Below are 14,190 nucleotides of genomic sequence, written 5' to 3' on the forward strand. Positions count from 1 at the left end.
GGCCCGCCGGCGGGGTGCCGCTGCGGCGGGCCGGTGCTCACCTGGCGGGCAGGATCAGCCCGCGGCCTTCACTGCGTCGTCGACGAGCTTCTTCCAGCCGTTCGCGTACGGCACCGAGCCGTCGTCGATGGCGGAGACGACCGACTCGACCGCGTTCTTGACCTGGGCGTGCTTCACGCCGAGGAAGACCGGCTGGAGCGCGGAGGCGGACTTGGCGAAGATGTCGCCGACCGGGGCGTCGTTGAAGTACTCGTTCTTCGCGCCCTGGACGGCCGGGTCCTGCTGCGCCTGCACGTTGCTCGGCATGTTGCCGGCGAAGTTGAAGACGCTGACCTCGGCGTCCTTACCGGTCAGGTAGTCGAGGACCTGCGCGGCCTCCTTGGGGTGCTTGGACTGCTTCGGCACCGCGAGCCAGGAGCCGCCCCAGTTGCCGCCGCCGCCGGGCACCGCCGCGACGTCCCACTTGCCCTTGAAGTCCGGTCCGGCGCCGCCGTCACCGCTGACCGCGCCGAGCATCCAGGACGGGCAGCCGAGGGTGGCGAACTGCGACTTCTTCATGCCGGTGTTCCACTCGGGCGTGAAGTTGCGCAGCTTGGCCGTGAGGCCCTCCTGGCTGATCTTCTGGGCGAAGTCGTACGCCGACTTGACCGCCGGGTTCTTGTCGACGATCAGGTTGTTGTCCTTGTCGAAGTAGGAGACGTTGCCGTTCTTGGCGGCCTCCTGCACCAGGACCACGTTGTAGAGCGTGTTGGTGCCGTCGACGAACTTGGTGTCCTTGATCTTGTCCTGGAACTTGTGGGCGACCTTGACGAAGTCGTCCCACGTCGGCCAGAGCTTGCTGACCTCGTCGCGGTCGGCCGGCAGGCCCGCCTTCTCGAACAGGTCACGGCGGTAGCAGAGGCTCATGCCGCCGACGTCGGTGCCGAGGCCGAACAGCTTGCCGTCGGCGGTGACGCCGTTCTCCCACTTCCAGTCCGCGAAGTCGGCCTTGCGGTTCTGCAGGCCGAACTCGCCGAGGTCGGCCCACCACTCGGGGTGTGCCTTCGCGAGGCCCATGCCGCCCTCGTCGATGCCGACGACGTCGCCGGCGCCCGCGCCGGACTGCAGCCACTGGATCATCTGCGGCCAGTAGACCTGCTCGAACTGGTCGGTCAGGTTGTCATACTTGATCGTGATGTCCTTGTGCTCGGCGTTCCACTTGTCGACGGCCTCCTTGTAACCGAAGTTCTTGCCGCCGCCGAACGTCTGAAGCGTGATGGTCACGGGACCCGCCGCCGCGGTGGAGCCGCCTGCCGCGTTGTCCGCGGGCTTGTCGTCCGAGCCGCAGGCGGTGGTGACGCCGAGCGCCAGCGCCGCCACCGCGGCGACCGCGAGCAGCCTGCCGCGGCGCGAGTTGTTGAACATTCTTCCGGACCCCTCTCAGGTGGTACCCGAATCTCTTGGGAGGTTCATCCCAGGCCGGTCCCCGACGTCACGGCCCGCGATCAATGGTTGTGCTTGTATGAGCGAGCACTGTTGGGAGCGCTCCCACGAAGGGTCCTCTATGAGCAACGCGGGCGTCAATATGCCGAAACCTAACTGTTACTCCGCAGGGGGTTAGGCACTCCAAAAGGGATGTTACGGGACATACTACGCATGGGAGCGCTCCCATCACCATATGGGCAGAAATGAATACCGGATGCCCCAAATCTGCGACCGGCGTCGCCGTTATGCCGTGCCGTCACCGAGACCGGCGGCGTCCGTCAGCGCGCAGGTCATGCCGGCGCAGGCCCGCAGCAGCGCCAGCCGGGCCGACAGCACGGCGACGACGCCCGGCTCCGCCGTGCCCGCGATGTTGCGCAGCTCCGCCGGGTCCTCCTGCAGATCGTAAAGCTGCCGCTCCCCGGTCTCGTACTCCACGTACGCGTACCGGCCGGTGCGCAGCACGGCGTAGCTCGGCGGCGACTGCGGTGAATAGGAGGGGTGGTAGAACTCGACCAGGACGGCGTCGCGCCAGGGCACGTCGAGCCCGCGCAGCAGCGGGACGAGTGACCGGCCCTCGGCGGAGAGCGGCACGGAGGCTCCGCCCAGCTCGGCGAACGTCGGCGCGAGGTCGACGGTCGAGGCGAGCCTGTCGATCACGCCCCCGGCCGGCACGCCGGGCCCGCGCACCACCATCGGCACCCGGATGTCCTCCTCGAAGGGCGTCGTCTTGCCCGGCCGCAGCCGGTGCTGCCCGAGATGGAAGCCGTTGTCGGAGGTGAAGAAGATATAGGTGTCGTCGAGCCGGCCCGCCCGGGTCAGTGCGTCGACGAGGGCGCCCACCATGTCGTCCACGCCGAGCATGGCGCGCAGCCGGTCGCGATGGACCCGGTCGATCCTGCGCACGTCGGCGGCCGACAGCGGCGTCCGCTCCTGGAGCCAGCCGGGCTCGGCGGACAGGTCGGCCTGGTCGAACGACGCGGTCCGCGGCGCCTGCTCGTCGGCGAAGGCGTCCGCGTGGCGCGCCGCGTGGTGCGCGGGCAGGTGCGGCGCGACGGGGGCGAGGTAGAGGAAGAACGGTGCGCCTCCCGACGAGGCGAACGCCGCCGCCTTGGCGCTCAGCACGTCCTCCAGGTAGTCCTCCGGCGCGTGGCCGTGGTGCCGGATCACGCCGTTGTCGTTGAGCGCGTAGCCGTACTCCTGGTAGAGGCGGGTGACCGGCACGGCCCACTCGTCCCAGCCGGGCGGGACGTACGTGCGCGGCGCGCCCTGGGGGTAGTTGTTGAGATACTTGCCGAAGAGCGCGGTCCGGTAGCCCGCGTCGTGCATCCACGTCCCGAGCGTGGACGTCTCCAGCGGCCGGAACCTCGTGAACCCGCCGGTCGGCGCCCGGTTGCTCTCGACCTGATGGCTGTGCATGTACTGCGACCGGAGGATCGAGGAGCGGGAGGGACAGCACCAGGGATTGGTGACGAAGAACCGCGACAGGGTGGTGCCCTGGCTCACCAGCAGATTGGAGATGTTGGGGAACCGGCTGAGATCCGCCGCGTCGAGGTCGTCGGTCAGGATCAGCACGATGTTGGGCCGGTGCTCCGTCGGAGCGGGCTCGACCCGGGCGGCGCCGGTGAGTCCGAGAGCCAGCAGGAGCGCCGCGGCGAGCCCTGCCCACAGTTTCGTCGATCGTCGCGGTTGCGGCACGGCAGCAACCATATCCCTCCGCCCGCCTGGGGAAACGCACGGAGGGTGACCATGCGGACGCGCCGCGTCCGGTTCGGGGAGCTTCGGCGCGACATGCGCCCCCGCCCGGCCGTGCCTGCCCACACTCATCGCGCTCGCGCCGGGCCTGCCCCCTCACGCTGGGCCCGCCTTGCGCTGGGCCCTGAGCGCGCCCGCGCGCCGTCCCGCGCTCCCTCCGCCCTCCGCCCTCCGCGCGGCGAGTGCCGCGGGGAGGGCGGGGTGACCGTCTTCTATAGGGCGCTTCTATAGGGTGCGGTTCTACCGACCGGTGGGCCAGTGCTCCGGCGTTCACGCCGGGGGTGAAGGCCCACGCGGGAGTGCCCGCCAGGGCGCGAGCGTGCCCTGGCCCTACGCCCGAGAACAGGTCAGCTCATGGGTCAAGCAGTCGATGTAGTGCTTGAGGACCGTGAGCGGTGTGTTGCCCACGCTTCCGGCAAGGGGGCAGCCGCACCCAGAAGTGTCCGCTCCACGGGGTACCAGCGGACGGGAGCGGTGTATATCTCGCTGGGATCCGCTCCGAGACGCCCTTCAGTGCGGTTGGCCGCCCAGCCCGCCCGCGCCGCAGATCGGGTCACTCACCGTGTGGATTCCGTCACGGTGGCGTAAACCCGGGGGTACGATCCGGGCGTGGAGGTGGCCAGGCAGGCGCGGGCGCACGTGGCGCGACTCGACCTCACCGCCGCCCAGGTGGCGGTGCTGGACGGTCAGGCCCACACCGCCCGCGCGCTGTGGAACCTGCTGCACGAGTACTGCACCTTCCGGCAGGGCCGGTTGGCCTCGGTCAAGGACTGCGACGCCGCGATCCGGCGGGCCCGCCGCGAGATCGACTGGGTGGGGCGGCTGCCCGCCCAGGCGGCCCAAGCGGTGCTGAGAACCTACCGGCAGGCGTGGGCGAACTTCTTCGACCCCGCCCATCCCGCCGGGCGGCCCGGCTTCAAGAGCCGGTCCCGGTCCCGGTTGGCGGTGGATGTCCCCCAGGGGCGGGACCTGAACATCGCCCGGCTGAACCGGCGGTGGGGCGCGGTCAACCTGCCCAAGGTCGGGCGGGTGCGCTTCCGGTGGACCAGGGACCTGCCCGGCGTCACCAGGGGTGGACCGGCCGGGCGGATCACCGGCGCGCGGCTGGTCAAGGACGCCTTCGGGTGGCAGATCGTGTTCCGCACCGAAGCCGTGGTCGCGGCGGCCCCGGTCGTCCACCGGGGCGAGCCGGTCGGGATCGACCGGGGAGTCACCGTCGCCCTGGCGTTGTCGGACGGCACCACGAGTGAGCATGGGGAATGGCTCACCAGCGGTGAGAAGGAACGCCTTCGCCGGCTGGAGAAGAAGTCCGCCCGCCAGCGCCGTACTCGCTCTCCCGGCCGGTCCATATCCAGACGGCTGGCCCGTACCTATGACCGGATAGCCCGGCTCCGCGCGACAGCCAAGCGCCGAGCCGTCGACTGGCAGCACCAGACCACCACCGAACTCGCGCGCACCTACGGCGTGGTCGTGGTGGAAGACCTGCCGATCATGAACATGGTCCGCTCCGCCACGGGCACGGTCGAGCGCCCCGGCCGGAACGTGCGGCAGAAGGCGGGGCTGAACCGCGCCATCACCGGGCAGGCGTGGGGCCGCACCGTCACCCTGCTGGAATACAAGACCCGTGATCGCGGCGGGCTGGTGGTGAAGGTCCCCGCACCGGGCACCTCGCAGACCTGCCACCGGTGCGGCCACCGCGACCCGGCGGCCCGGAACGGGATCAGGTACGCCTGTGTCAACTCCGCGTGCGGGTGGGCCGGGCACGCCGACACCAACGCCGCGATCAACATACGCAACGCCGCAGGAACCGCGGTGTCAGGACGTGGAGACCTCGGGGCTGCCCGGTCCGCGAAGCGTCAACCCCCGCACGCCGCTTAACCGCGACACGACGGGAGAATCTCCGGCCTCAGGCCGGGGAGGAGTTCAACCGAAGGTGGCGGGGTCGGGCCCGAGGCGGCGGCCGGCGTCGAGGGCGTCGATCGCGGCCATGTCGTCCGCGCTCAGCTCGAAGTCGAAGACCTCGATGTTCTCCCTGATGCGCGAGGGCGTCACCGACTTCGGGATCACCACGTTGCCGAGCTGGAGATGCCAGCGCAGCACCACCTGCGCGGCGGTCCTGCCGTGCCTGGCGCCGATCTCGGCGAGGACCGGCAGGTCGAGCAGGCCCCGGCCCTGCCCGAGCGGGCTCCACGCCTCGGTGGCGATGCCGTGCCGCGCGTGGAATTCACGCAGCTCCCGCTGGGCGAGCTGCGGGTGCAGCTCGATCTGGTTGAGCACGGGGACCACGCCGGTCTCGGTGAGCAGCCGCTCCAGCGTCTCCACCGTGAAGTTGGACACCCCGATCGCCCGGACCCGGCCGTCGGCGTACAGCTTCTCCAGGGCCTGCCACGTCTCGACGTACCGGTTCTGCTTCGGGGACGGCCAGTGGATCAGATAGAGGTCGACGGTCTCCAGGCCGAGCCGCCGCGTGCTGTCGTCGAACGCGCGCAGCGCCTCGTCGTAGCCCTGCTGGTCGTTCCACAGCTTCGTGGTGACGAACAGCTCCTCGCGGGGGATGCCGGAGGCGCGCAGGGCCCGGCCGACGCCCTCCTCGTTCTGGTAGAGCCTGGCCGTGTCGATGCTCCGGTAGCCGTGTTCGAGCGCCGTCGTCACGGCCTTCTCCGCCTCGTCGTCGGCCACCTGCCAGACGCCGAAGCCGAGCCGGGGCATGGGAACGCCGTTGTTCAAGTCGATGACTTCCATGCCCCTATGCTGCCCGAACGCCCCGGCATGATCCCTTCGGGGTCCGTTCACCCCGAGTTCCCTCGTACGTCGCATGGGATGGCTAGGGTGAGCGCGTCGTGAACGAATCCTCACGCGGCGTGGATGACGAGGGACGGCGCCACGCCGCCGGGCAGGGGCAGGCCGTCGCATGGGTGGAGTCCCCCCTGCAGCTTCTGTGCGTCGTCGAGGCGCACCATGCGGGGCTCCTCGGCCGCACCACCCGTGTGGTGCCGCGGGCAGGGCTGCCCGCGCTCCGGCTCACCCGGCGTGAGCTGGGGCGGCTCGGGCTGCCCGAGGGGCTGGAGTTCGCCGAGCCGTCCGAGCGGATTCCCCGGCCGAGCCGCACCTGGGCGGTGGGCGACGCCTTCTCGGGACGGGTCCAGCTCGCCCTCGTGACGGCCGTTCCCGGGCACACCGTGCTCGTGGACGACGGGCTCGCCACGATCCGTCTGCTGGAGTTACTGGTCGCGCGGCGCCCCCTGCTGCGCGCCCGGGCGACGGCGAGCCTGGGCCGCAGGGTCCTGGGCGCGGCGGCGGGGCTCCGCCTGCGCACGCGCCGGCCGTCGGTCTTCACCGCGCTCCCCGTGCCCGCCGGCCTCGCCGAGGAGGTGGAGGGCGCGGGCGTCCGGCTGGTCCGGCACGACTTCGCCTGGCTGCGCGCCCAGCCCGCCGACCGGCCGCCACCGGAGCGCACGGTCGTGCTCGGCACCTCGCTCGTACGCAACGGGCTCATCCACCGTGACCGCTACCTGCGCTGGCTGGAGCGGATCGAGGAGCCCGTCGCGTACTACCCCCATCGTCGCGAGGATCCCCGCGACCTCGACCGGGTGCGCCGCATCTCCGGCCTGACCGTGTACGACGCCGGAGCCCCGGCCGAGATGACCCTGCGCGACCTGCGGCCGGGCCAGCGGGTGCTGAGCCTGCCGTCCACCGCCGTGACCTCGCTGCGCGTACTGCTGTCGGCCCGGGGCGTGCCGGTGGAGGCCGTGGACGTGCCGGACGACTGGTGGACCTCCTCGGCCGCCCCGTCGCTCCGTTCCCATCTCCAGTTGTTCGCGCACCAGCCCCAGCAGACGAGCGGGGCGCCGCCGGACTCTCCCCGAACAAGTGAAGGAAAGGTCGCTCCTTGACCCGTCTGCTCGCCGTGGCCGACTCCGATTCGTACCTCAAGTGGGCCGCGGGCCTGCTCGACGCGCTTCCGGAGGACTGGACCACGGACCTGGTCGTCGTCCGTACCCCCATCACGCCCTCGGCGGCGCAGATCGCGGCCGCGGTGAGCGGCACCCGGGCCGGCGCCGCGGGGCGGGAACTGCCCGCGGTGCTGCCGGCGCGGCAGTTGCGGCGGACCGCCGAGCGGTTCCGGCCGGATGTCGTGCTGCTGGCCTGCACCGGGCCCGTGGTGGACGCGCTGGCGGCGGAGACGCTGGCCGGGCTGCGGCCCCGCCCCGTGCTGGTGTCGGGGCTGCCCGGCATCTCCGTGCCCGCGACGGAGAAGGCCTGGCTGTTCCGCAGCGGCTGCGACCTGTTCGTGGTGCACAGCGGCCGGGAGGTCGCCGAGTTCTCGGCCATCGGCCGTGAGCTGGGCGGGGGAGGGGCGGTGGCGCTCGCCCGGCTGCCCTACCTGGACCTCGGCGCGGGCCTCGGCACGGGGACGAGCGCGGGGACCAGCACAGGGAGCAGCATGGAGACCGGCACGGGGACCGGCGGGGGTGTCCGCGACCGGGTGGTGTTCGCCACGCAGGCGAAGGTGCCCCGCCGCCGCGAGGAGCGCGAGGACGTCCTGCTCGCCCTGGCCGCGCTCGCGCGGGCCCGGCCGGACCTCGACGTGGTGGTCAAGCTGCGGGCCCGCGACGACGAGCGGCAGACGCACAACGAACGCCACCACTACGAGCGGCTGTGGAACGCGCTGGCGGACGAGGGCCGGGTCGACCGCGACCTGGTGCGCTTCGCCGCCGGGCCGATGCACGAGCACCTGTCGCGCGCCGCCGGGTTCGTCACGGTCAGCTCGACGGCCGCGCTGGAGGCGATCGCCGGGCACGTGCCGCTGCTCGTGCTGTCGGACTTCGGAGTGAGCGCCGAGATGATCAACCTGGTGTTCGAGGGCAGCGGCTGCCTCGGCACGCTCGACGACCTGGCGAAGGCCGACTTCCGCACCCCCGACGCGGAGTGGTGCCGGGCCAACTACTTCCACGACGCCTCGGCCACCGACTGGTCCGGCCGGGTGGCGGCGCTGGTCGCCGCGGCCCGCGCGGGCACGCTGGAGCCGGCCCGCTCGCTCCTGGACGGCCCCGAGCACGCCGCCGCCCGCCGCCGAGCCCGGCTGCGCCTGGAGGTGCCGCCCAAGGTCCTCCGGTACGGCTACCGCGCCAAGCGCCGCATGCGCCGCTACCTCAAGGCTCTCTAGACGACGGCGTCCGCCGCCCGGAGCGCCCGTCTCAGCGCCTCGGGGCCGGCCGGCAGCAGCGGCAGCCGTACGCCGGGGGCCGGGATGCGGCCCCGCGCGTGCAGGACGGCCTTGACGACGGCGGGGTTGGGCTCGGCGAACAGGGCCGCCGACAGGGCCGCCAGGCGGTGGCCGAGCGCCCGGGCCCCGGCGGCGTCGCCCGACCACCACAAGGTGATCAGTTCGGCGAACCGCGCGGTGCAGAGATGCGCCGAGGCGAGGATCCCGCCGTGCGCGCCGAGCGCCAGCAGGGGGGAGATGACGACGTCGTCGCCACCCAGCACCGCGAAGCCCGCCGGAGGGTCCGCCAGAAGCTCGACGGTCTCCGCGTCGATCCCTCCGGCGGCGTACTTCACCCCGGCCACGCCGGGCAGCCCGGCCAGCCGCCGGAGGGCGTCGGCGGACAGGTGCTGGCCCGTCCGGTACGGCACGTGGTAGACGACCAGCGGGACCGGACTCGCCGCGGCGAGCGCGGCGAAGTGCGCGACCACCCCGGCCTCGCCGGGCCGTACGAACGGCGGCACGAGCGTGAGGGCCGCGGTCACCTCGGGACGGCGGCGCAGCGCCGTCAGCGCCTCGGCCGTGTTCGCGCCGACCAGAAGCTCCGCCGAGCGATCCCGGCACACCCCGGCGACCACGTCGACGACGGCACGTCGCTCGCCGTCCGTCAGCGAGGCAGGCTCCGCCGTGGTGCCCAGCGCGACGACGCCCGTCGCGCCGGCGTCCAGCACGTCGTGCGCCAGGGCCTCCAGCGCTGTCAGGGCGACGGCGCCCTCGGCGTCGAAGGGCGTGATCAGTGGGACATACAAACCGGTCGGTGTCATGCCGGTAGCGTCCGGCACGCAATCTATAAGGACAATTAAAATGTCCTGAATTCAGGCATTAGTAAATCTAATTCGCTGTGGGGGTGTTGCATGAGGCGCTCCTGCTTTCAGGGGAGCCACTCCCGCAGGCCGTCGAGATGGGCGAGTTCCGACTCGACGCGCCGCCTGTCGTCAGTGGTCAGCTCCAGACCGCACAGATCGGAGAGCCAGGGATCGGCGGGCTCACCGAGAATCGTGGCCAGGTCGACGAGGTGGCACAGGGCGATGGCCCGCTCGGCCGCCGGGGCGTCCGCGCCGTGCCTGCGCACCGCGGACTTGAGCGCACGGAAGGCCTGGAGGTCGTCGTTCTTGAACTCGCGCAGGATCCGGGCGTTGTCGAGCGCCCTGGCGAGGCCCGTCAGCTTCTTCGAGCCGCCGTACTCCACCTCGGCCTGCTCGTCGCGCCGGATGAATATGATCGAGTTTCCGGACGGGTCGATCAGGGTGAACCGGGACGCGCCGGGCCGGTAGCGGGTGATACGCGGAAGGCCGGAGCTCAGCACCTTCCCGTGGACCCGGCGCATCGCCGCGACGAACGCCGCGTGGTACGGCGCCACGGCGTCGACCAGGACCAGGCAGCCTCCCGACTCCTCCCGGACCGGATCCAGGTCTTTGGGCGCCGGGCCGAAGTGGAGATGGATCCCGCTCCACCGCAACGCCAGATAGACATAGGGCTTGCTCTGTTTGTAGGTCGCCTCGAACCCCAGCGCCTCGTAGAACGCCAAGGTCTCCTCGACCGACGCGCACGGCATCAACGGCACCGTCGTCTCGTTCGGCCGGATCGCGGGCTCGCTCACGTCATCCACCTTCCCGTCGCCTGACGATGGCTCCGGTGATGGTTACAGCCTTCGGCGGAACTCGCACATGGATCGTTCTAGACGGCCGGCGAGCAGGGCCCCGCGGAAGGGATCCTCGGCATGAAGGGAAGGGGGCGGTGCGCACGCGCACCGCCCCCTTCCGCTCGCGGCCGGTTCCCCTACCTCGGCCGGAAGCGTGACTCATGGTGATCGGACCACCGCTCCCGCTGCCTGGATCGACGCGTGCGGGTGGTCCGGCACGTCAGGACTGACGCGCTGTGGCCGCCTTGCCGGACGCCGCATTGGCGGTCATCGGCAGGCAGGGCGGCGTCTGGAAGACGACGCCGTCGAGGAAGTTGCCGACCGCCGGGTTCCCACCGGCGGCCGACACCGACTCGAAGGCGAAGCGGGTCACGGTCTGCCCGGCGGGCACGACGTACGTGCCGGTGTAACGTCCCCAGGCGGTGTTGCCGTCCGAGATGTCGGGGGAGGCGGCCCCGTCCGGCGTCTGCGCGGTGGTGGCGCCCGGTGCGCCGATGAGGACCCGCATCACATCGGTTCCCGCCCGGCCCCGGTGATACAGCGACCAGGTCATCACCGTCCCGGGAACCGTGGGGACGTCCTGGTAGAGCGTGGAGGGCTCGTTGGCGTTGAGCTCGGCGAACTGCTGGCCGTCCGCGGCCGGGACGCCGCTGGAGCTGTTCCAGAACTCCAGCTTGCGGTCGGAGGCGGTCGTCCGCCAGCCGACGCCGGGGTTGGTGGAGGCGTCGGGGATGTTCCAGTCGTACCGGTTCACGACAGGCGCCTCGAAGCTGCCGTTGACCAGATCGACGGGCTTGCGGGTGCAGGTGACGGCGACGGTGACGGTGGCGGTGCTGCTGCCGCAGGCGGTCTCGATGGTGTAGGTGAAGGTGTCGGTGCCGGCGCGGTCCTTGCCGGGTGTGTAGACCAGCTTGTCACCGGAGATCCGCACCGTGCCGTTGGCGGGCTGGGTCACCTGGCTGATCGTCGGCGCCGTCGCGGTGTCGTTGGCCAGCACCGGCACGGTGACGGCGGTGTTCTCCGTGGTGGCGGCGGTGTCGTCGGCCGCGTTGGTGGGCGAGATCGACTGCCCGTTGACGATGTTGATGGGCGGGGCGGAGGCGTTGTTGCCGAGCTGACCGGGAGCGGCGATGACGCTGCTGATCCCGCTCGGGCGGATGGTCATGCTCCGCCCGGCGGTGCCCGGCCTGACCCGGAAGGTGATGACTGTCGGAGCCGGGTCGGTCTTGGTGCCCGGCGACGTGACGCTCAGGGTGTTGCCGCTCAGAGTCCCGTTGCTCACCGACCCCACCACCTGGGCGTTGGCGAGCAGGGAGGACACGTCCCACATCGTGGTGTAGGTCCGGACCAGCAGCGGCCACTGCGCCGTACGGTGCGTCAGGGTGAGGGTGAAGGTGCTGCCCGGTGCGATCTGACCACCCCAGAGCGAGGGCGAGGTGACGACCGAGATCGAGCCGCTGCCCAGCCGCATGCCGAACGCGTTCTTCCAGTAGTACTCGACCGGGTAGTTGGCCTGCCCCTGCCGCACGCAGGGCGCGGCTGCGGCCTGGTGGCCGGGCCTGCTCATGGCGGGGCCGGGGACGGCCTGTGCCTGGGACGCCGCGGTGGTCGCCGCGAGCAGGGGGATCATGAAGGCCCCGGCGAGGGTCGCCGTCGCCACGGCCCTGGCACGGCCGGCGAGGCCGCGCCGCTGACACGGTATGCGGTTCAACTTGTCATCCTTACTCTCTGTGGTTGACAAGTAACTACATGTGATCAAGGTGAGGGTGCAAGGCGACGTGCTGCCCTCGCCACGACTGGTTGGCCGCCAACCTCTGTCGTGGCAGGCGGGAGCGCCGGTCGCTCTCCCTCGCCGAGGTGGGCGCGCCCGGGGTGGGTCACCCTTGACGAAGTCTGCCGCCCGTCTCCGCCCCCGGCGGCCGGTGGGCGTATTCCAACACCGGCTACATCGCCCTCGGCCTGCTCGCCGAGAAGGTCACGGGCCAGAACCTGTCCCGTGCCCTGTACGACCGGATTCTCCTCCCGTACCGCCTGGGCAACACGTTCCTGCCCACCACCGAACGCACCATCCCCGGCACCCACCTGAACGGCTTCACCACCGACGAGAAGGGCGGCCTGGAGGACATCACCCGCTCGGACTCCTCCCACGCCTGGGCCGCCGGCGGCATGATCTCCACGGCCGCCGACCTCAACCGCTTCTACTTCCTCCTCACCCGCGGAAAGATCATCCCCGCCTCCCTGCTGGCGCAGATGAAGCGGACCGTCCCCGGTCCCGGACTGGCCTACGGCCTCGGCCTGATGAGCCTCACCCTCCCGTGCGGCGCCGAGGTCTGGGGGCACAAGGGCCACATCCCCGGCTACGCCACCTACAGCTTCTACAGCGACCGCCGCGATCTCACTGTCGTGGCCAACGCCATGCACCCCCGCGACGACGCCGCCACCGACCAGGCCGTCAACCGGCTCCTGGCCGCCGAGTTCTGTGCTCCGTGAGCGCCAGTCAGCGGAACCGACGATGGTTCTCAGAGAGGGGGTGTCGCGGTGAGCAGGTCGGCGGCCTTGCGGACGTCGGCGTCCAGCGGGCGGTCGGGATCGATCGCGGGGATCGCCTCGGCCAGCGTGTCGAGGAGCGCCGCGCAGCCCGAGGCCGTGGGGCGGCGGGCGCCGACGTGCGCCGCCTGCCGCAGCCCCACCGCCAGCGACCCGCAGAGCAGCCGCAGCAGGTCGGCCATGTCGTACGCGCGCAGGGCGGCCTGGGTGCCGAACGGCACCACGTCCTGGTTGTGCAGGTTGGTCGGCAGGCTCTGCATGCCGGCCGGCACGGCGGCGCGGCGGATCTCGGCGACGAACGCGGTCGTGGCGAGCTGCACCCCCTGCATCCCGTGCTGGCGGCCGGGTCCGGCGGCGAGCATGGGGGGCAGGCCGCCGTTGCGGGCCGGGTCGACGAGGAGGTCGAGCTGCCGTTCGGCGAGGTTGCCGAGCTGGGCGGTGACCATCGCCAGGACGTCGGCGGCGAACGCGGCCGGCTGCCCGAAGAAGTTGCCGCCGTGCACGACCAGGTCGTCGTCGGGGAAGAACAACGGGTTGTCGCTGACGCTGGACAGGTCGGCCGCGACGACACCGTCGACGTAGCGCAGGGCGTCCTCGGCGGCGCCCAGCAGTTGCGGGGAGCAGCGGATGCTGTACGGCTCCTGCAGCGCGCGTGTGCCGGCCGGGACGATCCCGGCGAGGGTCTTGCGCATGCCGTCGGCGACGTCGGTCGCGCCGGGATGGCCGTACGCGTCGAGCAGGCGCGGATTGAGGAAGCCCGGGTCGCAGCCGAGCAGATCGACCAGCAGGCAGGTGAGCGCCTGCAGCGCGCGGTGCGAGGACCGGACGCTGTCCAGGGCCAGGGCGGTCGCGGCCGTGGTGAGGGAGGTGCCGTTGACGAGCGCGAGCGCGTCCCGGCCGTCGAGCGTCAACGGGGTCAGCCCGGCGTGGCGCAGCGCCTCGGCCGCGGGCATCCGCGAGCCGTCGAGATACGCCTGTCCCCGGCCGCGCAGCGCCTGGGCGGCATAGGCGAGCGGGATCAGGTCGCCGCTCGCGCCGACCGAGCCGTAGCGGGGGATCGCCGGGACGAACGTCGTCGTGAACATCGCGGCGAGCCCGTCGACCACGTGCGCCGAAACCCCGGACGCCCCCTGGGCGAGCGACCACGCACGCACGAGGAGCGCGGCCCGGCTCAGGTCATGGGCCAGATCCGGCCCCTGCCCGGCACCGAGGTGGGCCAGGGTGTTGTCACACTGGTCCGCCTCCTCCTCCCGGCCGGCGAAGCCGACCAGGGCGCCGAACCCGGTGGTCGCGCCGTAGACCGGGCGCTCCTCCTCCCGTACGTCGCGGAGGAAGCCACGGCCGCGCTCGACTCGGTCACGGACGGCCGAGTCGACCACGACGGACACCGGTGTCGCGGCGCGGCGCAGGTCGGCTGAGCGCAGCGGAGCGCTGAGGTTGATGGTGCCTTCGACGGCGGACATGCCGGGACCGTAGGCAGCCGATTCTCAGAATCCTATGAGAATTCGTCCGTAGCTTC

General features: G+C 71.7%; 11 protein-coding genes. 4 read left to right on the forward strand and 7 right to left on the reverse strand.

Going from position 1 to position 14,190, the window contains the following annotated elements:
* Positions 1-54: 54 nt before the first annotated feature.
* Together F5972_RS19095 and F5972_RS19100 are read right to left on the reverse strand one after the other, a co-directional pair.
* On the reverse strand, positions 55-1,404 hold the full coding sequence (locus F5972_RS19095) for an ABC transporter substrate-binding protein (protein WP_150934901.1): 1,350 nt from the start codon (positions 1,402-1,404) through the stop codon (positions 55-57).
* A gap of 303 nt (positions 1,405-1,707) precedes the next feature.
* Positions 1,708-3,159 carry a sulfatase family protein gene (locus F5972_RS19100; protein WP_225311632.1) on the reverse strand — a complete coding sequence of 484 codons (1,452 nt, stop codon included), beginning with the start codon at positions 3,157-3,159 and terminating at the stop codon, positions 1,708-1,710.
* Between the two features lie 666 nt (positions 3,160-3,825).
* Between F5972_RS19100 and F5972_RS19105 the strand changes: the two genes are divergently transcribed.
* Positions 3,826-5,094, forward strand: coding sequence for an RNA-guided endonuclease InsQ/TnpB family protein (locus tag F5972_RS19105; RefSeq protein WP_225311633.1), 1,269 nt, complete (start codon positions 3,826-3,828; stop codon positions 5,092-5,094).
* Positions 5,095-5,139: 45 nt separating this feature from the next.
* Here F5972_RS19105 and F5972_RS19110 read toward each other — a convergent pair whose 3' ends face one another.
* Positions 5,140-5,958: an aldo/keto reductase gene (locus tag F5972_RS19110; RefSeq protein ID WP_150934903.1), complete on the reverse strand. Its 819-nt coding sequence runs from the start codon at positions 5,956-5,958 to the stop codon at positions 5,140-5,142.
* Between the two features lie 98 nt (positions 5,959-6,056).
* On the opposite strand from F5972_RS19110, the gene F5972_RS19115 reads away from it, so the two are divergent.
* Both F5972_RS19115 and F5972_RS19120 read left to right on the forward strand, forming a co-directional pair.
* Positions 6,057-7,109, forward strand: a complete 1,053-nt coding sequence (locus F5972_RS19115) for a hypothetical protein (protein ID WP_225311634.1) — start codon at positions 6,057-6,059, stop codon at positions 7,107-7,109.
* Positions 7,106-8,383: a DUF6716 putative glycosyltransferase gene (locus F5972_RS19120; RefSeq protein ID WP_150934904.1), complete on the forward strand. Its 1,278-nt coding sequence runs from the start codon at positions 7,106-7,108 to the stop codon at positions 8,381-8,383. The genes F5972_RS19115 and F5972_RS19120 overlap by 4 nt, the downstream gene beginning before the upstream one ends.
* Here the strand turns inward: F5972_RS19120 and F5972_RS19125 are convergent.
* The 3 genes from F5972_RS19125 to F5972_RS37325 form a co-directional block, all read right to left on the reverse strand.
* The gene (locus F5972_RS19125; RefSeq protein ID WP_150934905.1) at positions 8,380-9,246 is read right to left on the reverse strand and encodes a dihydrodipicolinate synthase family protein; all 867 of its coding nucleotides are present in this window, start codon (positions 9,244-9,246) and stop codon (positions 8,380-8,382) included. The two genes, F5972_RS19120 and F5972_RS19125, sit on opposite strands and share 4 nt — an antisense overlap.
* A gap of 107 nt (positions 9,247-9,353) precedes the next feature.
* Positions 9,354-10,037, reverse strand: a complete 684-nt coding sequence (locus F5972_RS19130) for a VOC family protein (protein WP_404803065.1) — start codon at positions 10,035-10,037, stop codon at positions 9,354-9,356.
* Positions 10,038-10,344: 307 nt separating this feature from the next.
* Positions 10,345-11,835: an Ig-like domain-containing protein gene (locus F5972_RS37325; RefSeq protein ID WP_191910206.1), complete on the reverse strand. Its 1,491-nt coding sequence runs from the start codon at positions 11,833-11,835 to the stop codon at positions 10,345-10,347.
* Between the two features lie 182 nt (positions 11,836-12,017).
* On the opposite strand from F5972_RS37325, the gene F5972_RS19140 reads away from it, so the two are divergent.
* A complete protein-coding gene (locus tag F5972_RS19140; RefSeq protein ID WP_150934907.1) occupies positions 12,018-12,614 on the forward strand; it encodes a serine hydrolase domain-containing protein in 597 nt (198 codons plus the stop codon).
* Positions 12,615-12,643: 29 nt separating this feature from the next.
* Here the strand turns inward: F5972_RS19140 and F5972_RS19145 are convergent, their stop codons facing one another.
* Complete coding sequence (locus F5972_RS19145) at positions 12,644-14,134, reverse strand: aromatic amino acid ammonia-lyase (protein WP_150934908.1); 1,491 nt, start codon at positions 14,132-14,134, stop codon at positions 12,644-12,646.
* Positions 14,135-14,190: the final 56 nt, after the last annotated feature.

This window comes from Microbispora cellulosiformans (assembly GCF_008728085.1).
GTDB lineage: Bacteria > Actinomycetota > Actinomycetes > Streptosporangiales > Streptosporangiaceae > Microbispora > Microbispora amethystogenes.

Excerpts from the sequence above, each read along its gene's own strand:
- F5972_RS19095 (WP_150934901.1), bottom strand. The coding sequence starts at position 1,404 with ATGTTCAACAACTCGCGCCGCGGCAGGCTGCTCGCGGTCGCCGCGGTG.
- F5972_RS19110 (WP_150934903.1), bottom strand. The coding sequence starts at position 5,958 with ATGGAAGTCATCGACTTGAACAACGGCGTTCCCATGCCCCGGCTCGGC.
- F5972_RS19125 (WP_150934905.1), bottom strand. The coding sequence starts at position 9,246 with ATGACACCGACCGGTTTGTATGTCCCACTGATCACGCCCTTCGACGCC.
- F5972_RS19130 (WP_404803065.1), bottom strand. The coding sequence starts at position 10,037 with ATGCCGTGCGCGTCGGTCGAGGAGACCTTGGCGTTCTACGAGGCGCTG.
- F5972_RS19145 (WP_150934908.1), bottom strand. The coding sequence starts at position 14,134 with ATGTCCGCCGTCGAAGGCACCATCAACCTCAGCGCTCCGCTGCGCTCA.